Annotated in this window: 26 protein-coding genes and 1 other RNA gene; 19 read left to right on the top strand and 8 right to left on the bottom strand. The window is 35.4% G+C overall.

Translation table 11 applies throughout. From position 1 onward, the window contains the following. Window positions 1-93: 93 nt before the first annotated feature. The 3 genes from H7K77_RS10420 to H7K77_RS10410 are packed head-to-tail and all read left to right on the top strand — an operon-like array spanning window position 94 to window position 1794. Entirely contained in the window at window positions 94-774 is a 681-nt protein-coding gene (locus tag H7K77_RS10420; protein WP_235988902.1) for a DnaD domain-containing protein, read from the top strand. A gap of 14 nt (window positions 775-788) precedes the next feature. After that, complete coding sequence (gene nth / locus H7K77_RS10415; RefSeq protein WP_186577774.1) at window positions 789-1454, top strand: endonuclease III; 666 nt, start codon at window positions 789-791, stop codon at window positions 1452-1454. Then, the gene (locus H7K77_RS10410) at window positions 1447-1794 is read left to right on the top strand and encodes a YpoC family protein (RefSeq protein WP_186577773.1); all 348 of its coding nucleotides are present in this window, start codon (window positions 1447-1449) and stop codon (window positions 1792-1794) included. The genes nth and H7K77_RS10410 overlap by 8 nt, the downstream gene beginning before the upstream one ends. A gap of 113 nt (window positions 1795-1907) precedes the next feature. Here the strand turns inward: H7K77_RS10410 and H7K77_RS10405 are convergent, their stop codons facing one another. Both H7K77_RS10405 and recU read right to left on the bottom strand, forming a co-directional pair. Further along, on the bottom strand, window positions 1908-4628 hold the full coding sequence (locus H7K77_RS10405) for a transglycosylase domain-containing protein (protein ID WP_186577772.1): 2721 nt from the start codon (window positions 4626-4628) through the stop codon (window positions 1908-1910). A gap of 18 nt (window positions 4629-4646) precedes the next feature. Continuing rightward, entirely contained in the window at window positions 4647-5234 is a 588-nt protein-coding gene (gene recU / locus H7K77_RS10400) for a Holliday junction resolvase RecU (RefSeq protein ID WP_186577850.1), read from the bottom strand. A gap of 131 nt (window positions 5235-5365) precedes the next feature. On the opposite strand from recU, the gene H7K77_RS10395 reads away from it, so the two are divergent. The 10 genes from H7K77_RS10395 to H7K77_RS10350 all read left to right on the top strand — a co-directional run bounded on the left by H7K77_RS10395 (window position 5366) and on the right by H7K77_RS10350 (window position 12609). Further along, window positions 5366-6295: a DUF2515 family protein gene (locus tag H7K77_RS10395; RefSeq protein WP_186577771.1), complete on the top strand. Its 930-nt coding sequence runs from the start codon at window positions 5366-5368 to the stop codon at window positions 6293-6295. A 338-nt stretch (window positions 6296-6633) separates the two neighbouring features. Beyond that, window positions 6634-6960 carry a hypothetical protein gene (locus tag H7K77_RS10390; RefSeq protein ID WP_186577770.1) on the top strand — a complete coding sequence of 109 codons (327 nt, stop codon included), beginning with the start codon at window positions 6634-6636 and terminating at the stop codon, window positions 6958-6960. A gap of 34 nt (window positions 6961-6994) precedes the next feature. After that, entirely contained in the window at window positions 6995-7354 is a 360-nt protein-coding gene (locus H7K77_RS10385; RefSeq protein WP_186577769.1) for a DUF1798 family protein, read from the top strand. Window positions 7355-7468: 114 nt separating this feature from the next. After that, on the top strand, window positions 7469-7864 hold the full coding sequence (locus tag H7K77_RS10380) for a cytidine deaminase (RefSeq protein WP_186577768.1): 396 nt from the start codon (window positions 7469-7471) through the stop codon (window positions 7862-7864). A gap of 102 nt (window positions 7865-7966) precedes the next feature. Next, entirely contained in the window at window positions 7967-8359 is a 393-nt protein-coding gene (locus H7K77_RS10375) for a CotD family spore coat protein (protein ID WP_186577767.1), read from the top strand. A 65-nt stretch (window positions 8360-8424) separates the two neighbouring features. Then, the gene (locus H7K77_RS10370) at window positions 8425-8994 is read left to right on the top strand and encodes an SLOG family protein (RefSeq protein WP_186577766.1); all 570 of its coding nucleotides are present in this window, start codon (window positions 8425-8427) and stop codon (window positions 8992-8994) included. A gap of 64 nt (window positions 8995-9058) precedes the next feature. Then, a complete protein-coding gene (gene gpsB, locus H7K77_RS10365; RefSeq protein WP_186577765.1) occupies window positions 9059-9355 on the top strand; it encodes a cell division regulator GpsB in 297 nt (98 codons plus the stop codon). Window positions 9356-9443: 88 nt separating this feature from the next. Continuing rightward, an RNA gene (gene rnpB, locus H7K77_RS10360) (RNase P RNA component class B) lies at window positions 9444-9826 on the top strand. Window positions 9827-9920: 94 nt separating this feature from the next. Beyond that, on the top strand, window positions 9921-11060 hold the full coding sequence (locus tag H7K77_RS10355) for a THUMP domain-containing class I SAM-dependent RNA methyltransferase (RefSeq protein ID WP_186577764.1): 1140 nt from the start codon (window positions 9921-9923) through the stop codon (window positions 11058-11060). 58 nt (window positions 11061-11118) lie between these two features. After that, on the top strand, window positions 11119-12609 hold the full coding sequence (locus tag H7K77_RS10350; RefSeq protein WP_407926432.1) for a carboxypeptidase M32: 1491 nt from the start codon (window positions 11119-11121) through the stop codon (window positions 12607-12609). A gap of 77 nt (window positions 12610-12686) precedes the next feature. Here the strand turns inward: H7K77_RS10350 and H7K77_RS10345 are convergent, their stop codons facing one another. The 3 genes from H7K77_RS10345 to H7K77_RS21040 are packed head-to-tail and all read right to left on the bottom strand — an operon-like array spanning window position 12687 to window position 14991. Beyond that, window positions 12687-14291 carry a b(o/a)3-type cytochrome-c oxidase subunit 1 gene (locus tag H7K77_RS10345; protein ID WP_186577849.1) on the bottom strand — a complete coding sequence of 535 codons (1605 nt, stop codon included), beginning with the start codon at window positions 14289-14291 and terminating at the stop codon, window positions 12687-12689. Window positions 14292-14335: 44 nt separating this feature from the next. Further along, window positions 14336-14842, bottom strand: a complete 507-nt coding sequence (locus tag H7K77_RS10340) for a cytochrome c oxidase subunit II (protein WP_186577762.1) — start codon at window positions 14840-14842, stop codon at window positions 14336-14338. Window positions 14843-14859: 17 nt separating this feature from the next. Next, window positions 14860-14991 carry a cytochrome c oxidase subunit 2A gene (locus H7K77_RS21040; protein WP_328701090.1) on the bottom strand — a complete coding sequence of 44 codons (132 nt, stop codon included), beginning with the start codon at window positions 14989-14991 and terminating at the stop codon, window positions 14860-14862. 278 nt (window positions 14992-15269) lie between these two features. Between H7K77_RS21040 and H7K77_RS10330 the strand changes: the two genes are divergently transcribed. The 4 genes from H7K77_RS10330 to H7K77_RS10315 all read left to right on the top strand — a co-directional run bounded on the left by H7K77_RS10330 (window position 15270) and on the right by H7K77_RS10315 (window position 17465). Beyond that, a complete protein-coding gene (locus tag H7K77_RS10330; protein ID WP_186577848.1) occupies window positions 15270-16037 on the top strand; it encodes an SDR family NAD(P)-dependent oxidoreductase in 768 nt (255 codons plus the stop codon). 191 nt (window positions 16038-16228) lie between these two features. Next, the gene (locus tag H7K77_RS10325) at window positions 16229-16663 is read left to right on the top strand and encodes a DUF6376 family protein (protein ID WP_186577760.1); all 435 of its coding nucleotides are present in this window, start codon (window positions 16229-16231) and stop codon (window positions 16661-16663) included. 61 nt (window positions 16664-16724) lie between these two features. Then, a complete protein-coding gene (locus H7K77_RS10320; RefSeq protein WP_186577759.1) occupies window positions 16725-16865 on the top strand; it encodes a hypothetical protein in 141 nt (46 codons plus the stop codon). Window positions 16866-17195: 330 nt separating this feature from the next. Next, window positions 17196-17465 (top strand): DUF6123 family protein, encoded by a 270-nt coding sequence (locus H7K77_RS10315; RefSeq protein WP_186577847.1) that lies wholly within the window; start codon window positions 17196-17198, stop codon window positions 17463-17465. A gap of 4 nt (window positions 17466-17469) precedes the next feature. Here H7K77_RS10315 and H7K77_RS10310 read toward each other — a convergent pair whose 3' ends face one another. The 3 genes from H7K77_RS10310 to H7K77_RS10300 form a co-directional block, all read right to left on the bottom strand. Continuing rightward, entirely contained in the window at window positions 17470-17862 is a 393-nt protein-coding gene (locus H7K77_RS10310) for a ribonuclease HI family protein (RefSeq protein WP_186577758.1), read from the bottom strand. 50 nt (window positions 17863-17912) lie between these two features. After that, window positions 17913-18590, bottom strand: a complete 678-nt coding sequence (locus tag H7K77_RS10305; RefSeq protein WP_186577757.1) for a queuosine precursor transporter — start codon at window positions 18588-18590, stop codon at window positions 17913-17915. Between the two features lie 165 nt (window positions 18591-18755). Then, the gene (locus H7K77_RS10300) at window positions 18756-18956 is read right to left on the bottom strand and encodes a cold-shock protein (protein WP_186577756.1); all 201 of its coding nucleotides are present in this window, start codon (window positions 18954-18956) and stop codon (window positions 18756-18758) included. A 373-nt stretch (window positions 18957-19329) separates the two neighbouring features. Between H7K77_RS10300 and H7K77_RS10295 the strand changes: the two genes are divergently transcribed. Beyond that, window positions 19330-20184: a DUF72 domain-containing protein gene (locus H7K77_RS10295; RefSeq protein ID WP_186577755.1), complete on the top strand. Its 855-nt coding sequence runs from the start codon at window positions 19330-19332 to the stop codon at window positions 20182-20184. A gap of 16 nt (window positions 20185-20200) precedes the next feature. Beyond that, window positions 20201-20812, top strand: coding sequence for an HD domain-containing protein (locus H7K77_RS10290; protein WP_186577754.1), 612 nt, complete (start codon window positions 20201-20203; stop codon window positions 20810-20812). Window positions 20813-20838: the final 26 nt, after the last annotated feature.

Below are 20838 nucleotides of genomic sequence, written 5' to 3'. Positions count from 1 at the left end.
TTTTTGGATGGTTTAACTTACCAAGCTACTGTTATTTCTTAACGGTAGCGTCAACGTGTATTCATGTTATAATTAGTTCCGAGGTGAAATTCATTGACCAACAAACATTCTTACCAGTTATTTTTAAAGGATCAAATAACGATTCCTTCATTATTATTGAGAAAGTATCAAGAGCTTGGATTAAATGAACAAGAGGTAATGCTCATTTTACAAATACATTGCTTTTATCTAGAAGGAAATAGTTTTCCTACACCGTATGAGCTTGCTAGTTATTCAACACTAACTGAGCAAGAGTGTTCTACAATCTTACGTAAACTTATTCAAAAAAATATGTTGTCTATTGACCAAAACCAAAATGACCGTAATGTTTTAAACGAGCAATATTCATTAGAACAATTATGGAAAATTTTATATACACCCAAACCTGAACAAAAACCTATTGACAATGAACAAACAAATATTTTTATTTTATTTGAGCAGGAATTTGGACGACCTTTATCACCATTTGAAATAGAAACAGTTAACATTTGGATTGATGAGGATGAACAACCACCAGCTTTAATTAAAGCGGCTTTAAGGGAAGCTGTGTTAATGGGTAAGCTTAATTTTAGATATATAGATCGTATATTGAGAGAATGGAAGAAAAAAGGGATACATTCTGTTGAACAAGCTAGAAACCACAGTAAATCTTTCCATACGAAACAAGGAAGTACGGAAAAGACAAATGAGACGAAAAGAGATGTATCTTTGTACTATAATTGGCTAGATGAATAGAGGAGAGACATATCATGTTAAACAAAGCACAAATAAGATATTGTTTGGATGTTATGGAAGAAATGTTTCCAGATGCAGAGTGCGAGCTTATCCATAAAAACCCATTTGAACTTGTTATTGCAGTTTTGTTATCTGCTCAGTGCACGGATGCACTTGTAAATAAGGTGACAAAGGGTTTATTTGAAAAATATGAGACTCCAGAGGATTACTTGAATGTGAGTCTTGAAGAGTTGCAACAGGATATTAAATCTATTGGTTTATATCGAAACAAAGCAAAACATATCCGAAATTTATGTCAATCACTACTCGATAATTATGGTGGAGAAGTACCATCTGAAAAAGCGGAATTAGAAAAACTAGCAGGAGTTGGTCGTAAAACAGCCAATGTCGTTGCCTCTGTAGCTTTTGGTGAACCAGCTATTGCTGTAGATACACATGTCGAGAGGGTATCTAAAAGGTTGGGGATCTGTAAATGGAAGGATTCTGTATTAGAAGTCGAGAAGACGCTAATGAGAAAGGTACCAAAAGATGAATGGAGTAGAACGCATCATCGGATGATTTTTTTTGGTAGATACCATTGTAAGGCGAAGAACCCAAATTGTGATGCATGTGATTTATTGGACATTTGTCGAGAGGGTCAAAAACGAATGAAAGCAAGGGAAAAGACAGCCCATGTTTAATGAAGGCAAGAGTCTCATAGAAGAATGGAAAAGTAACAGGGAAGAGGTAAGTAAGCTATTTAATGAGAGAAGAAATCAGGAAGCAAAAGCCTATGTGGAGAAGTATTTAAGCCAGTTTATAAACGTGTTACTAATTGTAAATAGTCAACAACATAACGAGAACAGATTAGCAGAACTCGATAGCGATTTTAAATACGCTCCAGCAAATGTGATGGAAAGAATCCACTTTATTAAAGAGCATCCTCAACAGTATCACAGCTATATTCAGCTAAATGAATTATTCAAAGAAATTGAAAAGATATACGCTAAAGCCATAATCATAGAGGCGAATAAACATTAGATAAAGAATTCAAAGATAATTAAAAAACCAATCAAGCTTTTAGCGTGATTGGTTTTTTGTATCTTATTAAATTTTAAGGTGTCATTCTTGATTAAAGGCCACAGGTTTCAATTTTACGGAGTTACAGCCTCTTCTTCGGGTTGTTCACCGTCTAATTCGGGTTCCACGATTCCTTCTGTTGATAGGACAGTAGAGGCTGGTTGACCTCTATTTTCAGGATCCCTCTTATCAACGGCTGTTACTTGAATCGTGTACCTAGAATTTTGTTCTAACTTATTCAATTCAATCGAATTTTTGTTGGTTGTTAGAGTTTGAACGGCTGCACCATCCTTCATCAGAACAACTTCAAAGGAGATAGGACCATTCCCTTGATAATTCCATTCTAAAATAGCTGTATTTGTGACGGGATTATAAGTCTGATTTAACGATTCAACAGGGTTGACCTGTGTATTACCATTGCCATTTTCATCCTCGTTCTCATTCTCATTTTCCTCATCTTCATTTTCTTCCTCATCTGGTATTTGTACCTGTACGGAAGAAGCTTCACTTACCATTTCTTCATTTTCATCATTTACTACGATAACTTGAACCGTGTAAGTTTTTCCTTTTTCTACTTTTTCAATTGATAATTGTTTTTCTTTTGTAGTAGTAAGTTTCTTGACAGATCCTTCACTTCCAGCACTAACTTCAAAGGAAAGATCTTTGTTGTCTTCAGAATAATCCCACGTAACATTGATTAATTCTTTTTCAGGATCATATTCTGCACTCAACTTCTGTACCGGATCAAGTTGGTCAAACTTCTGCGATGTTTTTGTTGGTTCTGTTCCTTTAACAAAAAGCTCGGTAACTTTCATATCGTCTGGTGTGTATTCACTAGGCAGTTTAGCCGGGTTTGATCCTTTTTCAATCGTTACCTCAACCACCGAATTTGGTTTAACGAAATCTGGGGTATCAACATTCTCCGAAATCTTACTCATCGTTTCTCTGAAAAGATGTTGGGCAATTTTTGTGTTTTGAACCACTTTTTTATGTTCTTCATAGCCAGTCCATACAGCGATAGTATAGTTAGTTGTATATCCACTGAACCAAGAATCCGGGCTTCCATCTCCAGTTGTTAGATTTGTAGTTCCTGTCTTACCAGCAATAGGTAAACCTGGAACTGCTGCTTCTGTACCTGTACCAGGACTTTGTAAGACTGATTTAAGCATGTCTGTCACCATATAAGCGGTATAATCTTGCATAACAGCTTTTGGTTTAGGCTTTAGTTCTTCCGTTCGATTGTCATTAAAGACAACTTTTGTAACAGCATAAGGATCATTATAAATTCCTTCATTACCAAAAGCACGATACGCTCCGGCTAGTTCTAATGGAGTAACTTCAGTGCTGGTACCACCAATTGCATCTGTGATAGTAACTTTGTCATCTTTAAATTCAATCCCTAGATTATTAGCAAACTCTTTAGATGCACTATAGCCGACTTCTTCAAGTGCTTTTACCGCTGGGACGTTATAGGAGCGTTGTAAAGCATATCTTGCCGTAATATAACCGTGCCCATTAGGATTACTATTTGCGTCCCAGTTACGAATAACACTATCGGTTCCTGCGATTGGATAGACACCATCATCATTTATTTGCTGATACGTTGACCATTGAAGGTTTTCAATAGCTGGACCATATGCTAATAATGGTTTAAATGTTGATCCAGGTTGTCTTCCGTCACCATCAATAGCAAAGTTCCAACCACTCTCGCCACGGTTTCGACCGCCTCCAACAGCACGAATAGCACCTGTTTTAGTATCTAGTACTGTTAAACCAGCCTGTAACTCTTCATCAGTATATTGAATAGGGTTATTTTCTGCATCGCTTAATAAAAATTCAACATGGTCTTGTGCACTCGTATCTAAAGTAGTGTAGATATCTAGCCCTTCTTTATATATATTTGCACCTGTTTTTTCTTCTACTTCTTTGGCTACTTGTTGAATAAATGCTTCATAAGGGGTTGAATCCGGACGTTTATCAACAAGTAATGATTCGATAGAAACTTCCTTTGCTTCGTCTGCTTCTTTTTGTGTGATTTTACCGTGCTGAACCATTAGGTTTAATACGGTACTCATCCGTTCCTTAGCTAATTCTGGATCATTGAATGGGTTGTATGCAGTTGGACGCTGCGGAAGCCCCGCTAACAGCGCTGCCTCAGGCAATGTTAGATCATTTAAATCTTTTTTACCAAAGTAGATTTCACTTGCCTTGGCTACACCATAAGCATTCGCGCCATAAAAGATCTTATTTAAATACATTTCTAAAATTTCTTCTTTTGAATAGTCACTATCTAATTTAATCGCGAGCCATTGCTCTTGAACTTTCCTTTTTATTGTCTTATCACTAGATAAGAAGGATAGTTTAATAACCTGCTGTGTGATCGTACTAGCACCCTGTGAGCCAAATCCGTCTGTAACATTGGCGATTACAGCTCCACCAATTCTTTTTAGATCAATTCCCATATGATCCATAAACCTTGCGTCTTCCGTAGCAATAACAGCATCTATTAGTACATCTGGTAATTCATTATATTTAATTTTCGTTCTTTTTTCAGTTCCTAAATCAGCAAAAACTTCACCATTCATATCTCTTAACTTCGTTGATGCCGGATCGGATAATAATGCAGCATCAATATCTGGTGCGGTTGCAATATAATAAGTAAATAGTGCACCTACACCAATACCTATTGCCAAAACAAAGAGGGCAATAGTAAGAAATATCTTTTTCCACATAGGTTTCTTTTTACTCTTTTTTTGTTTTCTTCTTGCTATACGAGATTGGCTTTCATTTGCCATAACTCATCTTCCTCCGTTCTAAAAATAAAGCTTGTCAATCACAGTTAAATAATCAACCCTTGCTTGGAATTGTAAGGGTATTTCCTCACCAAACTCCTTTATGTCTTGATAAGGGATTGATTTTCTACCTCCTTTAAATTGACTCTCCCAATATGAAAAAAGTTTCATAGCTGGGAAATAAAATGTTTCCTGTCTTTTAGAAAATCGAATGATTAAGAAACAGATACCTCCATGACTTACAACAGCATTCATATGGTCAATTTGGTGGTCATGAATATTACTTAAAGGAAACGATGTTTTGTTTTTAGTTTCCTTAGCTTCAAAATCAATATATTTTCCTTTATAAACTCCGTTATAGTCAGTTGTAGATGCTTGCTTAAAATACCCCTCTTTTATGACTGCAGCGCTTCTTCTTGGATAATCAACCTTAACAATTTGTACTGGTGTCGGCTTTTTATGGATTACAGCCTTGTTGAACTGAAGATAGTAGTGATTTGTATCATTTATATCTTCTTCTAGAGTCATCCCACGATTACTGAAGCTTGTCTCGAGTTGTTGATGGTTCTGCTGCAACATAGAAGGTTTCTTGCCATTTGGATAATTCATCAAGTCATTTTCCCCCTCATGCATGAGTGTATCATACCAACTTTTCCTGTTTTTGAGAATAAAAAAGAAAAAACTATGACAAATACTTCACGATTGTTTAGCCCATACTATAAGTCTGGGAGGTAAGAAATATGTTAACAGAACAAGATTTGATAGCCTACATAAATAAAAGCACGGAAAGAGCAAATATAGATAATATCTCACGAACTAAAGCCTACCAATATTTTTATTTAGAATTCCCAGAAATAGAATGGTCCTTTTTAGCTAGTATGGTTTCTAGAAACGCCGGATGGAATATCACAGATATGCACAGCCCAATGTTTAAACGAATGTTAAACCATAGAATAAGAAAGCAATTGTTTTCAACCTATGAAAGAGCAAATTGGTTAATCTTTTCTGATGCATATCCCCAATTATTATTATATCAGTTATCCTGCGAAGTCCAAAAACCATTATTCCATTTATTAAGACATTTTTCTGTTTCAACATTTATGGAACAAGAATGGCTTCATTTTTGGCAGAGTCGTGATAAGGATCGACTCGTAAATGCACTTATTATTAATGAGCAAAATGTAATTCAGGGTCCTGTAACGAAGCACCCTTTTTATAAGTATCGTATTTTTATGAACTGGCCATACCTAATGCAGGATATTCTAAAAATGAGTGCTGTATTATTTCCAACTAGAAGTGGGTATATCTATGCAGTAACTGTTCATGACTTCTCAAATTTGACTAAGAGAATCCGCTTGGGTAAACAGTTAGCAAATATCTTATTTAACCCTATATATTATAAAGACTTTCTTGATTTTGCGATTCATACTGAGCATACTGGCTCCAGAAATGATTATCTAAGATACCTTCCACATTCGGATGCTAAAGATTCGCCAATACTTAGATTTGTCTATCCAGTAATCGAGCATCAAGATAATATTCGAAAGGATTGGTACCTTCGTGGGGGTGTCAAGAAGCGGTGGTGGAAAAAAGAACACAACCCAAAGAACATCTGGAATGGGTTTAATAAAAAAAGAAAACTGATTCAAACATTATCTAAACTAATGTGAATAGAGCTGATTAATAATAAAAAGACTTTCGCAAAAAGCGAAAGTCTTAATTCGTTAGGCTTATACAGAAGGACGGTCGGGACCTTCAAGTTTTTTATTACCATAACCGGGCTTTTTTTCTTCCTGTTGTTTTACATTGTTTTTCTTATCGTTGAATTTTGCTTTTTTGTTCATGAGTAATCCCTCCTTGTTTCTTAGTTTGGTACAAATGCGGCTAAAAAATACGGCATTATTTCACTAATTCTGTTTCTTTTCTTCTAGTTTTGTCGCCTGTGAAGGGAATGGGATTTATAGGTAGAATAATACGTTTACAAAGCAAAATTAAAGGAGGATTTCCAATGGGTCTAGCAGCTAAACAAATATATCACAACCAAAAATCCGTAACGAAAAGAGAGTTTGAAAAAGCATATGTAGAATTAATGGATAATATAAGAATAATTGATCAAAGGTTATCTACAAAAGCTGACGAAGTAGTTCTTACCATGTCACTAGCACATCGCCAGGAAATTGAAGAATTACAATCAGAAGTTGTGGAGTTACATCGGGAGTTAAAACAAATTAAAAACCAAAATGCAAAACGTGAACGTACGGAAAAATTTGACCAAATCAGACGGAATAATACGATTACAAGTTGGTTTAAAAAAATGCAAATTGCCCGAAAATAAGGTAAAGTATAGGTGAGAAGGGCGGTTTTATTGCATGAATTTGGCAGATGATACAATTCAATTAAAGGAAATAGTAGAGGCGCTAAAACATCGTTACCTAACGAATGAAAAGCCTGAAAACAAAAAAGATAGACAATTTTTCGAATACGTAAAAGGGGAAACAGCTCCTATATTTGAAAAGATTCAAAAATGGGAGCAGGATGCCTTAACTTTCGTTAAAAAAAGAGAGGTAGCTGTACATCCTCAACAAATAGAGTCAACAAAGGAAAACCTAAACTTGTTATTAATGCATAGTTATTATATAGATGCTAGAAAAAGACGATACATGGAGCTTTACCAATCTGTTCACTATGTATTTGATGCTATTTTGGATCAAATACATATGTCAAAATAGGAAATGCAATGTTTTGAGGGGTGTTGTAAAATAAATACTTTACAATCCTTTTTAGTTTGTATAAACTATCGTCAAACTAATGCTAGAAAAATCCACCGAAAAGGATGTTAGTATATGGACAAACTTAATTTATTAGAAAAAGCAAAGGAAATAAGAGAGAGGGCCTATGTTCCTTATTCTAAATTTCCAGTTGGTGCTGCACTTTTGACAAAATCAGGGAAGTTATACCTGGGATGTAATATCGAAAATGCTGCCTACCCGGTTAGCCTCTGTGCGGAAAGAGTAGCAATATTTAAAGCAATTTCTGATGGTGAAACAGAATTCGAGCAATTAGCTGTTGTAGCTGATACGGATCGACCGGTTTCACCTTGTGGTTCATGTAGACAGGTTATGAGTGAGTTTTTCGATAAAAAAATGGAAGTACATATAGGAAATCTAAAAAATGATTTGAAAACCATGACAACGGAAGAATTATTACCTTATTCTTTTGGCCCAAATGATTTAACATGAAAAAAAATAAAAAATTTCATCAAAACTAGGTGGCTGTCTCAGACATGTCTTCCTTTCTGAACATAGGTTATTAGTGAAATAAATATCAGAAAGGAGATTTTTATGAGTCATTTTAAACCCTTTGGAAACTGTGGATGCCCTAAACCAGTAGAAACGGTGGTTTATCCAACTAAGTATAATGAAGTGCACACATGCAGTGAGAACAATGTTAAACATGTTCACCCATCCCACACAAATGTAGTCAATCACCATTTAGTAAAAAATACGCATGTTTATCCACACTCTACTTCTTATGATAATACAGTTGATAGTGTTGATGTATATGGTGGATCTTACGAGGTTCCGACTCCTCCAAGACCAAACGTTCCAGTACCACCATTTGCAGGTGCACCAGTACCACCAGCAGGACCGGTACCTGGACCTGTTGGCGGGCCAGTTCCTGGAGTAGATCCAAACTTTAATGTACCAGGAAGCTTCAGAGGACCAAGAAGATAATTAAAAGGTAATAGGGCTAGGGGAAACCCTAGCCTTTTTAATGATATACATAAGTGAGGTTCGATATGAAGGTATTAACCGTAACAGGATATAAACCAATGGAAATGAATATTTTTAAACCTAATGATCATAGAATAGACTTTATAAAAGAAGCAATCAAAAAAAGATTGACAACATACATAGAGGAGGGGTTAGAATGGGTACTTGTCTCTGGTCAAATGGGGGTAGAGTTATGGACCTGTCAAGTTGTTCTTGACCTAAAAGAGGAGGACTATCCAATTAATTTAGGGATAATCCCTCCTTTTATCAATCAAGACTCGAGATGGCCAGAGCATTATCAAGAAATATTTCAGGAATGTTCCATGCTTGCTGATTTTCATCAAGAGCTATATCAAGACGAATATAAAGGGCCGTATCAATTTAAAGCACGAGACAAATGGTTAATTGAAAAAAGTGATGCTTGTTTGATTTTATTGGATGAAGAATTTCCTGGAAGTACAAGCTTTTTCTTAGAAGAGGCAAAAAAAGCTTATAGCCGAGGTCATTACCCTATTTTAACAATTACTCCATTTGACCTAGAGGAAATTGTTCAGGAAATCCAAGAACAAAATCCAAACAATTGGAACAATCATTGACAATTGCTCACTTATTTGAAAAAATAAAGGATAAGCTGTATGAAAATACGAGGTGAAAAGTAAAATGGCATTAGAACGAATACAATTGCATGCAAAAGATATATTAGAAAAAAGCTTCAAAACGTCCATGAGGGGTTATAACCAAGAAGAAGTGGATGAGTTTCTAGATACTGTTATACAAGACTATGAAAGTTTTAATCTAGAAATAGACAGGCTGAAGCAAGAGAATGATCGTTTGCGAAAACAATCAGATCAAACAAGATCAAGACCAGCTACTTCTAATCATCAAGTAAACTATGACATTTTAAAACGATTATCCAATTTGGAAAAGGCAGTGTTTGGCAAGAAATTTGCTGATTAATGAGATGGAATGACTTGGGCAAATTGAAAGAAATTAGCTATTGACTCTTGTCGCAAGAATTTATACAATGTATTAGCAGAAGAAATGAATGTTTTAGTAATCGCTGCACATTTACGTGTGTAGAGGAAAGTCCATGCTCACACAGGCTGAGATGCTTGTAGTGTTCGTGCTTGACGAATTCATAAGTCAAGGTAACCACATTGGTTAACGGCAGGTAGAACTACCTAAGTCTTCGGATATGGTGTTCAGACCTTGAAAGTGCCACAGTGACGTAGTCAGGTAGGAAACTATCCTGAGTGGAACGAGGTAAACCCCACGAGTGAGCAACCCAAATTTTGGTAGGGGCATCCTTGATTAGGGAATTGAACCGAAAAAGGGACAAGCTTTAAGTTTGTAGATAGATGATTACTACTTGCGTACGAGGTTGACCACCGTTTGGAGTACAAATAGTACAGAACATGGCTTATAAAACATTCATTTGGTCAATAATAATGTAATGACACCCTTTCTAATGAATACAAAGTTAGAAAGGGTTTTATTATGTGTTAGAAAGGACCAACTACATATGAAAAAGAATGTAACGTTAATCGCAACTGCTGCTATGGGATTAGAATCAATTGTAGCGAGTGAAGTGAAAGATCTTGGGTACGAAGATGTAACTGTTGAAAATGGTAAGGTTATTTTTAAAGCAGATGTATCAGCTATTCCACGTTGTAATTTGTGGCTTCGTACTGCTGATCGCATTAAAGTCTTGGTTGGGGAATTTGAAGCCAAAACTTTTGATGAATTATTTGAGAAAACAAAGGCTATCGATTGGCAAGATTATATTCCTGAGGATGGAGAATTCCCTGTCATTGGGAAATCAGTGAAGTCTACACTGTATAGCGTTCCAGATTGTCAGGCTATCGTCAAGAAAGCCGTAGTAGAAAAACTAAAATTGAAATATGGGATTGCTTCCTGGTTAGAAGAGTCGGGAGCATTTTATCGCATTGAAGTTGCACTATTAAAGGACATCGCAACGTTAACTATCGATGCTTCAGGCACAGGGCTTCATAAGCGTGGATACAGAGTGGGGCAAGGGGAAGCACCATTAAAAGAAACGTTATCTGCAGCATTGGTTAAACTAACGAACTGGCGTCCTGAATATCCCTTAATAGATCCGTTTTGTGGATCTGGTACAATCGCAATCGAGGCGGCGCTAATTGGTCAAAATATTGCACCAGGATTTAACCGTGAATTTTCTTCAGAAGGTTGGCATATTGTTCCGAGTAACTTATGGGATAAGGCTTTAGAAGAAGCGGAAGATTTAGCTAATTATGATCAACCATTAGACATAACTGGCTCTGATATTGATCACCGAATGGTGGAAATAGCTAGCAAAAATGCGATAGAAGCTGGTCTTGGCGACTTAGTTTCATGGAAACAAATGCAAGCTAAAGACTTTAACCCAAAGAGAGAAAATGGTTATCTAATTGGAAATCCACCATATGGGGAACGATTAGGCGAAAAGAATGAAGTGGAAAAAATGTATAAAGATCTAGGTGTTGCATTACAAAATCACCCGTCGTGGAGTGTATATATTTTAACTTCTAATGAGCACTTCGAAACTTTATATGGGCGAAAAGCAACTAAAAAGCGTAAACTATTTAATGGGTTTATTAAAACAGATTACTATCAGTATTTTGGTAAGAAACAATTAGATTAAATTTGTTTATTTTTTATAAACCAAATATTACTTATTAGGAGTGAGACACTTGGCAGATTTGAAAAAGATTGAAGAAGATTTTCTAGAATTGTTAAAAGAACAAAATGCTTATAAAGAATCATTAGCATTAATTCAATGGGATCTTAGGACAAAAATCCCTAAAAGTGGAATGGAACAAAGATCAGAAGTAATTGGTATTTTGTCACAGAAATTACATAACCTTTCGACATCTAGTGAGATGAAAGGCTTTATTGATTCATTAAAGGGTAAAACCGATAACAAAATCATTCAGAAGGCAGTAGAAGAATGCGAAGAGGAATATGAAAGAAACCGCAAAATTCCTAACGATGAATATAAGGAATTTATTATGACGAGATCAAAATCTGAAACTGTCTGGCAGGAGGCTAGAGAAAAAAATGATTTTTCGCTTCTGCAACCCTATCTAGAGAAGTTAGTAGCATTTAATAAAAAATTTGCTGAGTATTGGGGATATGAAAAAAATATCTACGATGCTTTATTACATATGTATGAGCCGGGTGTCACAACGGAGTTACTCGATAAAGTGTTCTCTGAGCTTAGAAGTTCATTAACTGAACTTGTAGAAAAGGTTAATAAATCATCTGTTAAGCCAAATCCTTCACTTGTTAAACAGCATTTTCCTAAGGATAAACAAGAGAAATTCAGCTTAGAAATTCTTAAGCGTATGGGGTATGATTTTGATGCGGGACGTTTAGACGAGACAATTCACCCTTTTGCTATCACATTAAATCAAGGTGACGTTAGGGTTACAACTCGTTACGATGAAGATGACTTCCGTATGGCGATTTTTGGTACGATCCATGAGGGTGGCCATGCTCTTTATGAACAGAATATTTCCAAAGAGTTATCGCAAACACCTCTAGCAGATGGAACTTCAATGGGAATACATGAATCACAATCCCTGTTCTGGGAAAACTTTGTAGCAAGAAGTGAAGAATTTTGGGGAAATCACTATGATTTATTTAAATCGATTGCACCAGAATCATTTCAGGCTGTCGATCTAAAAGATTTTTATTTAGCAATTAACGAAGTGAAACCGTCCTTTATCCGTATTGAAGCAGATGAAATGACCTACGCTCTTCATATAATGATTCGTTATGAGCTGGAAAAAGCGCTGATCAATAGTGAAATAGAAGTGAAAGATTTACCTGAGCTTTGGAATCAAAAAATGGAAGATTATTTAGGAATTCGTCCAAACTCAGACAAAGAGGGTGTCTTACAGGATATCCATTGGTCTGCAGGTGACTTCGGTTACTTCCCGTCATATGCATTAGGATATATGTATGCAGCACAGTTTTATCATGTGATGAAGAAAGAGTTTGATGTGGATACGGTAATAAAAGAGGGGAATTTTACAGAAATTAAACAATGGTTAACGAAGAACATACACCAGTATGGAAAAATGAAAAAGCCATTGGAAATTTTAAATGATGTAACAGATGAATCGCTAAACCCTCAATATTTAGTCGATTACTTAACTGAAAAGTATTCTAAGTTATATAATTTGTAAAATCACTGCCTCAAGCTGCAAGTTTTATTAAATATATATGTAATGAAGAAGCACACCTTAATGGTGTGCTTCTTTCGTTATCTAATAATTTTGTCAAACCCAGGAGACCCTGGTGGTGAGTGGTGGATAATGTCTAGGAAAGGAATGGTATAAGCAAATAAAATAAGTGCAACTGTAATACCAATCCACAGCTTCCAATTCTCTAAAAACTTAGGAGTCGGTTCTGCATCTTCTGAGACCTCGGCAATTGGAAATTCTTCCTGACCTTTTGGTGCTGCAAATACCATATAAAAGAAAATGTACACCATTAAAATAATACCGATAAATAAAATCGAACCACCAATTGCTTGAGCAATTTGATATCCAATCCATTCAGTTGCCTGCTCACTGCCGCCATAAGTTGAATAGGAAGATCTTCTTGGAGCCCCTAACAAGCCAGCGATGTGCATAGAGCCAGACATAATGGACATACCGAACGCCCATACAATTGTTTGGATCATTCCTAATGTATTAATCTTCTTTGTTAGCTTACGACCAGTTAGTGAAGGGATAAGCCAGTAAGAGATACCGAAAAAGGTAAGTATTACTGTTGTGCCTACTGTCAGGTGAAAGTGTCCAGTAACCCAAATGGTATTGTGCACGACCTGATTCATCTGATTAGATGCATTTATAATTCCACCTGTACCTGCAGGGATAAAGGTGATCATCCCAACCATTGGTGCAAAAAATCGAACATCTTTCCATGGAAGCCCTTTTAACCATCCAAATAGCCCTGTATATCCTTTTGATCTACCTGTTACCTCAAATGTAGCAAACATAGAAAATGCCGTTAACAATGATGGAATAATAACCATAAATGTTAGCACTACTTGTATAAATTTCCAAACGGGATCAATACCAGGCTCTGTAAGTTGGTGGTGAAATCCAACTGGTATCGAAAACATTAAAAACAAAACGAAAGCGAGTCTTGCTAGTGAATCACTGAATATTTTACCTCCAATAATTTTTGGGATAATAGCGTACCATGCCATATAAGCAGGTAATAACCAGAAATATACTAGTGGGTGACCAAAATACCAAAATAGTGTTCTACTAACGAGAACGTTAACCGTATCAACCATTCCTAACGACCAAGGAATAAGTTGGATAATAACGGTTGCGGCTACTCCAAGTGTTGCAATAAACCATAGTAGCATGTTGATGACAACCATAAACGCTAGCAATGGTGACTTTTCGCCTGGATGTTTCTTCTTCCAAACATAAAGTTGTCTAAAATTTGTAAAACAACCGATCCAACTTCCAACTACTACAAGTGCTAGCCCAATATAGAAAGTTGGATAAGCTTTTAATGGTGCATAGAATGTATAAAGTACATTTGCTTTCCCTAACAGGATTGTAATAGCAGTTGTTACTGTACCAAATAGCATAATCCAAAAGCCAAACCAAGCACTATCTCGTTGTTTATCAGACATTCCAACCGTTTTACTCATTAATGCAAATTGAAAGCCAATGATAAAAAACGTAGTTAAGACGAGTGCAAGAATGACACCGTGTACGGTTAACAATTGGTAATAACTTATACCGAAAGGCAAAACTAGCGTACCAGATCGTACTAATGTCTGAAGCAGGCCCATTAATCCACCAATAAATAAAGAGATAAATGCGACGTACATGTGAGCCATTACTAATTTTGAATCTAATTTATTTAGAGCTACACTATTTTTGATCACGGTTCAAACACCTCCACCTTTGTTGCCATAAAATGATGACCTGAACCACAATACTCGTTACATATTAATGTATAAGTTCCAGGTTTATCCATAACAGTTTCCAAGGAATTGATATAACCTGGCTCTACCATCATGTTTACATTTGTTCCAGCAATTTCAAATCCGTGTATTACATCTTTTGTTGTCACTTGAAAAAGAACAGTAGAACCGACTGGAATGCGAATTTCTCTTATTGCATTTCCTTCTTCGTCCTTTCCTAAATCATAGTTAAAAGCAGATGCTACCACACTAACAATATATTCATTGTCTCCAACTTTACGTAAACCTAGATTCTCTTCTCGGAAGGCTTCATGTGCCTCTACATTTTGTGGGTCAATCGTTGCTAAGTGACTTGGTGGTTGGCTCCCTTTGTAAAAAGCTCCAATACCTATGACGGTTAAAAACAATATTAATGATCCAATTCCAAACGTTAACCATATTTTTTCATATTTATGCAAATGCATTTCTAACTCCCCCTTAACTACCTAGCTACAAATAATGCAAAAACAATAAACCAACTAATTACAATAAAAGCTCCGATACCTAGTACTGAAATTAATGTTCCTTTCAAGTCATGTTCTTCCTGTTTCTTTTTTGAGGAATTTTTTGACACTACATTCACCCCTTTATTTGATACACGATCTTCTTCTATAATGTTACATGATAACGGCTAAAAAAAGAGGAGCGAAAGCATGGATTCACAAATAGTTCAAGAATTCCGGAAGTGACTGTTTTCATTATTTTACAAACATTTTTGTTTAGAAAGTTTGTGTCAACGCTGTGAACTTAAATCACTTTTTTAGTAGTAAAGTCTCATAAGGTGAAGCGTGTTATAATCAAATATGGTTGAATTTTTTCATAACAATTTAGACAAAAGGAAGGAAGTAAGTGATGTATTTACCAAGTTTTTCTTTAAACAATAAACTAGCTGTTATAACGGGATCTACAAAAGGGATTGGTCGTGCTATTGCACTTGCATATGCAGAGTCAGGTGCTGATATCGTGCTAATATCTAGAACTGAAAATGATTTAGAGCGTGTGAAGGAAGAAGTAGAGGCCTATGGTAGCCAAGCTTTCACGGTTTGTAGTGATATTAAAGACTATTCGTATATTATTTCTAAAGTGGATGAGTTAATTGGAGAAAGACCTATTGATATATGGGTTAATAACGCTGGAATGAATATTCGCACAGAGGCCTTACATGTAAGTGAGTCTGAATGGAATCAAATTTTAGATACAAATATGAAAAGTTCTTTTTTTCTATCCCAAGCAGCTGCAAAAAGGATGGTAAACCAAAAGCAAGGTAAAATCATTAATATGTCTTCTGTTGGTGGTCATGTAGCATTAAGAACGGGTGTTGTTTACGCGATGACTAAAAGCGCCATTATTCAAATGACAAAAAACTTGGCAATGGAGTGGGGAAAGTATGGGATAAATGTCAATGCAATTGGACCATGGTATTTTCCTACTGCATTAACAGAAAAATTGCTACAAGATGAGGCCTATGTGAAGGACATACTTGACCGTACACCATTAAATAGAATCGGAAAATTAGAGGAGCTTGCTGGAACAGCTGTTTATCTTGGTTCTGACGCAAGCAACTATATGACTGGTCAAACGCTATTTGTGGATGGTGGAATGACCATCTATGGTTTTTAAACCGAATTATCCCTCATGTTAAGTAATTAATATTTTTACGAAACGTGGGGTAGAACTTTCCTATAATTGTTTTTTTGATGACCGCTTTATATTATGAAAGACCAACAAAATAGGCCAATTCAAAAGAATGAAACCCTTTTTCATTCAATTACGTATTCCTATAGAAGGTACGGGAGAGGAAGGGGGATTGAATGAAAAAGTTAGCTGTGTTAGTCGGACTATTAGTACTATTAAGTGCATGTTCACTTGTAGAAGAAGTTGATAGTTCATTAGATTATTTGGATAAGGCAAAAGATCAGATAAATTCGCTTAGCGAACTTTCTAATGAGATACCCTCATTAGTTGACAAATCTGGATCAGATCCACAAACTCAGAAACAATTAGTGGAGAAGTTGAATAACTTAAAAGAGGATTTGAAACAGTTTAATCAATTGGAGGCACCATCTGTTGCTGAAGATGTCCATCAACAAATTACTGAAAAAAGTGAGCAATTAATAAATGAAATTGATTCTGTTGTTGAAAATGGAAATATAGCAATAGAACGGATTGAAAATTCTAAACTAGTTAAGACCCTAAATGATGTCAATGAACTATTTAATCGGATAGAAAATCTTGGACTTAATTAATAGTATCATCCTTGCGGTATGTCTTAAAAAAAATTGGGGAAGATATAATGGGTGATAAATAATGGAAAATAATCAAGAACAAAGATTCTGTGAGTATTGTAAGAAAGAAACGTTACAGGAAGTTATAGAAGAGAAGATGGAGTTTGAATACACTTGTACGATTTGTAATTCAAAAGAGGAAATAGTAAAGACTTTTTTTTAGAACGATTATTGCTTTTTGTATTAATCTATAGTATCCATGGTAAATGCAACTCTTGTATAGATAAAGACTTAAGGACCTTATTTATTAAAATAGGTCCTTTAATCTTGGGTGTATACTTACTTAGAATTTAAATATGATTTACATCGTCAAAATCAACTTTGTGGAAACTTCACGAACTAAAAAACAAATCAAAAGTATTGTATTGTTGACTTTAAAAATTAATAGTTATTTTGTAGAATCCTGACTACTAGACAAACGGATGTTCGTAAATTATACTAGTACATGAATAGAAAAAGGGAAGTGAATGGTGTGCTAATCAAGTTGGAACATATGGAAAGGTATAAATTAGCATATTATATTGAAGATTTATGGACAAAAGGTTTTAAGCTAACCGATGAGGAAGTACGTTTCATTTATTTTGGAAAAAAATATACGGGTACTTCTGATTGGAAGGTTATACTAGCAATCGAAGTTACCTTAAAGCTACAAATGAGGTTTGTCGGAAGTTTTTTTATAAGTGTTTTGGAGCTACTAGCTAAAGAAACTGTTAAAAATAAATCAGCAGCTAACCGATTACTAAAGAAAAAAGGGGTATGCTGACTGCTTACTTGTGCTCATGTATGGCACGTCTAGCAAGACGATCAGCATTTTTGTTTTGCTTTTCAGGAATCCACTTTATAAAAAAGTAGGGGAAACTTTGTGCTTTGACCTGGATCTGTTCTAATAAGGGTTGAAACTTTTGATTTTTAGTAAAATCTTTTTCGATCACGTCTACGACTAGTTTAGAATCGGATCGTAACGACAAAATTTCATTAGGGAATTCCTTAGAACATATCTCTAACGCTTTAATAACAGCGTGAAATTCAGTTTCATGGTTAGACAATATTCCTACATACTCCATATACTCATAGATATCTTTGCCGTTTTTAATAACTACTCCTACACCACTAGGGCCTGGATCACCACTGGAAGCTCCATCTGTATATATTTCAAGCATGTTATTTTCCCTCCTTACTATGTGAAAGAGAGAGGTATTAGCCTCTCCCTTTAATCCTTAACTTTAAATTTCTTAGCAATATATAAAAACGGTGTATCGATTGCAGCCACAATAAATTTAATAAAATAAGTGGTTAATAATATCTCAAACCAAACACCTAGTGGGTATGCGCCATAAAATGCTATCCCGCAAAAAATTAGGCTATCAACAAGTTGGCTAATCATTGTACTACCATTATTTCTTACCCATAAATACTTTTTACTCGGAAGGACATTTCGTATTTTATTATAGATCCATACGTCTAAGTATTGACTAACGATAAAGGCTGCTAAACTACCAATAGCTATATTTGGAATGAAACCAAATATTGTTTCAAGTGCACCCTGTGCAAAATCATCTTCTCCTGGTTGGAATACCATAGCTATTTGCATCATAATCGTCATTGCAATTAGAGTTGCAAACCCCATCCATACAGCTTTTTTCGCTTCATTTTTATTATGATTTTCATTTAGGATATCTGTAGCTAGAAAGGCAGTTCCGTATATAATATTACCTAAAGTAGCTGTTAGCCCAAACAATTCTATCGTTTTCACAACTTGTATATTCGCTACGACCGTGGACATTCCTATCCAAACAAATAGTCCAGCCTTACCAAATAATCGATATACAAGAATTATCATACAGAAATTTACTAAAGCAAAAATAATCCAAATTAATTCATTACTCACAATTTTCCTCCTTAGTTTTGATAACGCGGGAGTTTTCGAACCGCGGGTTACCATTTAATACCCATACTATCCATTATGGTTTCCTTGTAAAAAATATGAATACCTATGAAAATACAGGAAAAGGCGGTGATTATAGAAATCACCGCCTTATATATTGAGTGATTATTATTTTTTTTCTACATTAGCAGCTTGTGGGCCACGATCTCCTTCAACTACTTCAAAGGTAACTTCTTGACCTTCTTCTAACGTTTTAAAACCTTCTTGTTGGATAGCGGAATAATGAACAAATACATCATTTCCGTCTTCTAATTGGATGAAACCATACCCCTTTTCTGCATTAAACCACTTCACTACACCATTTTGCATGTAATTGATCCTCCTAAACACTTTCTTGAAAATACAAATAAGATGACAGATACAATAAAAAAAGGTAGCTCACATCGAAGTAAAGGATCATCATTCCAATCACTTCTATAGGAAGCTACCTTGTCATTAATGACCTTAAAAACATCTTCTTTGCTTGAGTCAAATATAGCTCAATTTGGAATGTCAGTCAAGAATTTGAAACTCTGAAAGCTGTGACTAGTACTGGTTTAATCAAGTATCAATTTTATCTCTGCTTAGGAATATAAAGGGAAATATTCTTGCCATAACTTCTTTATCATTTTATTATGGTAGTGCTGATAAAAATGACCTATTTTATAAGTTTAACTAGGAATTATAAAGGAGAGGGAACACTTTGGACATCTCAATTGGATTAACAGGGTGGGGGGATCATGACAGTTTATACTTGGATAGGGAGTCTAATCGTAATAAATTAGCGAGTTATAGTTCCCATTTTCCAGTAGTAGAAATAGATACGGCTTTTTATGCTATTCAACCACAGGCTAATTACGTAAAGTGGGTTAAGGAAACTCCAGAAAATTTTTCCTTTGTTATAAAAGTGTTCAAGTCGATTACCGGACATGATCGCCTTTCGTTGAACAACCAAAAGGCCAAGGATCTTGTTGAAGCCTTCAAAGAATCTATTCAACCTGTTTTATCTGCTGGTAAGTTAAATGCTGTCCTTTTTCAGTTTCCACCGTGGTTTGATTTAAATCAGAATAATATCCGTAAACTAAAAAAGATAAAATCCTGGATGGATGATTTACCTGTAGCGATAGAATTTAGAAACAGAAGTTGGTTTTTGCCATCCTTTAAATCAGATACCCTAGATTTTCTTACAGAAGAAGGGTGGATTCATACTATTTGTGACGAACCACAGGCTGGTGATGGATCGATACCAGTTGTATTAAAAGCAACTCATCCAGAAAAAACATTGATTCGTTTTCATGGTAGGAATGTACATGGGTGGAATAGAAATGGTAGAGATGATTGGAGAGAGGTACGATTTCTTTATAAATACAATGAACAAGAGTTACTAGAGTGGGTTAACTTTGTATATCAATTGCAGGAAGAAACGAAACACATTACCGTTCTTTTTAACAACAATTCTGGTGGTGACGCAGCTAATAATGCCAAACAATTTATGAAACTACTAAACATTACATACAGCAACCTTAATCCTATGCAATTGGATATGTTTGATTTCTAATCTAGGGAGGAATGACATGAATCAATCTGTAGAAAAACTTACTCAAATCGAAAAATATGTCCACTCATTATTCCATGATGATGCATCTGGACATGACTATTATCATATGAAACGGGTAGCTATAGCTGCTAAAAGATTAGCAGAAAGGGAAGGTGCTGACACCTTTATTGCAGAAGCGGCAGGGTGGATGCACGATATTGGTGACAAAAAATTATTCGAAGACCCTCAAGCGGCTCAAGACCAATTAGACAATTTTCTAATTGGTCTTGAATTAACCAATGAACAAATTTCAGCTATTAAAAAGGCTATGAAAGACGTTTCATTTAGTAAAGGGAATATCCCTAGAACATTAGAAGGGAAAATCGTTCAAGATGCTGACAGACTCGATGCAATTGGTGCAATTGGGATAGCTAGAACATTTGCTTATGGAGGGGTTAAAGGAAGGCCGTTCTTTACGGAAAACAAAGAAGATATATCCATTACTTCTATTCAGCATTTTCATGACAAGCTGTTAAGGTTAAAAGAATTGATGAACACCGAAAGTGCTAGAGCTATTGCTGTTCAAAAACACCAATTCATGGAAACCTTTCTAGATCAATTTCATAAAGAATGGGATGTTCATTTATAGAAGAACGTCAGACCTAATTATTTTTA

This window comes from Aquibacillus kalidii (assembly GCF_014280935.1).
In the GTDB taxonomy this organism is placed as follows: Bacteria; Bacillota; Bacilli; order Bacillales; family Amphibacillaceae; genus Aquibacillus_D; species Aquibacillus_D kalidii.
The sequence above is the reverse complement of the archived record's forward strand: the minus strand, read 5'-3'. Positions and strand labels throughout refer to the sequence as shown.

What these genes read in the sequence shown, in the direction of transcription:
- nth (WP_186577774.1), top strand. Translation starts at nt 789, where the DNA reads ATGTTAAACAAAGCACAAATAAGATATTGTTTGGATGTTATGGAAGAA.
- H7K77_RS10410 (WP_186577773.1), top strand. Translation starts at nt 1,447, where the DNA reads ATGTTTAATGAAGGCAAGAGTCTCATAGAAGAATGGAAAAGTAACAGG.
- H7K77_RS10405 (WP_186577772.1), bottom strand. Translation starts at nt 4,628, where the DNA reads ATGGCAAATGAAAGCCAATCTCGTATAGCAAGAAGAAAACAAAAAAAG.
- recU (WP_186577850.1), bottom strand. Translation starts at nt 5,234, where the DNA reads ATGAATTATCCAAATGGCAAGAAACCTTCTATGTTGCAGCAGAACCAT.
- H7K77_RS10395 (WP_186577771.1), top strand. Translation starts at nt 5,366, where the DNA reads ATGTTAACAGAACAAGATTTGATAGCCTACATAAATAAAAGCACGGAA.
- H7K77_RS10390 (WP_186577770.1), top strand. Translation starts at nt 6,634, where the DNA reads ATGGGTCTAGCAGCTAAACAAATATATCACAACCAAAAATCCGTAACG.
- H7K77_RS10385 (WP_186577769.1), top strand. Translation starts at nt 6,995, where the DNA reads ATGAATTTGGCAGATGATACAATTCAATTAAAGGAAATAGTAGAGGCG.
- H7K77_RS10380 (WP_186577768.1), top strand. Translation starts at nt 7,469, where the DNA reads ATGGACAAACTTAATTTATTAGAAAAAGCAAAGGAAATAAGAGAGAGG.
- H7K77_RS10375 (WP_186577767.1), top strand. Translation starts at nt 7,967, where the DNA reads ATGAGTCATTTTAAACCCTTTGGAAACTGTGGATGCCCTAAACCAGTA.
- H7K77_RS10370 (WP_186577766.1), top strand. Translation starts at nt 8,425, where the DNA reads ATGAAGGTATTAACCGTAACAGGATATAAACCAATGGAAATGAATATT.
- gpsB (WP_186577765.1), top strand. Translation starts at nt 9,059, where the DNA reads ATGGCATTAGAACGAATACAATTGCATGCAAAAGATATATTAGAAAAA.
- H7K77_RS10355 (WP_186577764.1), top strand. Translation starts at nt 9,921, where the DNA reads ATGAAAAAGAATGTAACGTTAATCGCAACTGCTGCTATGGGATTAGAA.
- H7K77_RS10345 (WP_186577849.1), bottom strand. Translation starts at nt 14,291, where the DNA reads ATGGCTCACATGTACGTCGCATTTATCTCTTTATTTATTGGTGGATTA.
- H7K77_RS10340 (WP_186577762.1), bottom strand. Translation starts at nt 14,842, where the DNA reads ATGCATTTGCATAAATATGAAAAAATATGGTTAACGTTTGGAATTGGA.
- H7K77_RS10330 (WP_186577848.1), top strand. Translation starts at nt 15,270, where the DNA reads ATGTATTTACCAAGTTTTTCTTTAAACAATAAACTAGCTGTTATAACG.
- H7K77_RS10325 (WP_186577760.1), top strand. Translation starts at nt 16,229, where the DNA reads ATGAAAAAGTTAGCTGTGTTAGTCGGACTATTAGTACTATTAAGTGCA.
- H7K77_RS10320 (WP_186577759.1), top strand. Translation starts at nt 16,725, where the DNA reads ATGGAAAATAATCAAGAACAAAGATTCTGTGAGTATTGTAAGAAAGAA.
- H7K77_RS10315 (WP_186577847.1), top strand. Translation starts at nt 17,196, where the DNA reads ATGGAAAGGTATAAATTAGCATATTATATTGAAGATTTATGGACAAAA.
- H7K77_RS10310 (WP_186577758.1), bottom strand. Translation starts at nt 17,862, where the DNA reads ATGCTTGAAATATATACAGATGGAGCTTCCAGTGGTGATCCAGGCCCT.
- H7K77_RS10300 (WP_186577756.1), bottom strand. Translation starts at nt 18,956, where the DNA reads ATGCAAAATGGTGTAGTGAAGTGGTTTAATGCAGAAAAGGGGTATGGT.
- H7K77_RS10290 (WP_186577754.1), top strand. Translation starts at nt 20,201, where the DNA reads ATGAATCAATCTGTAGAAAAACTTACTCAAATCGAAAAATATGTCCAC.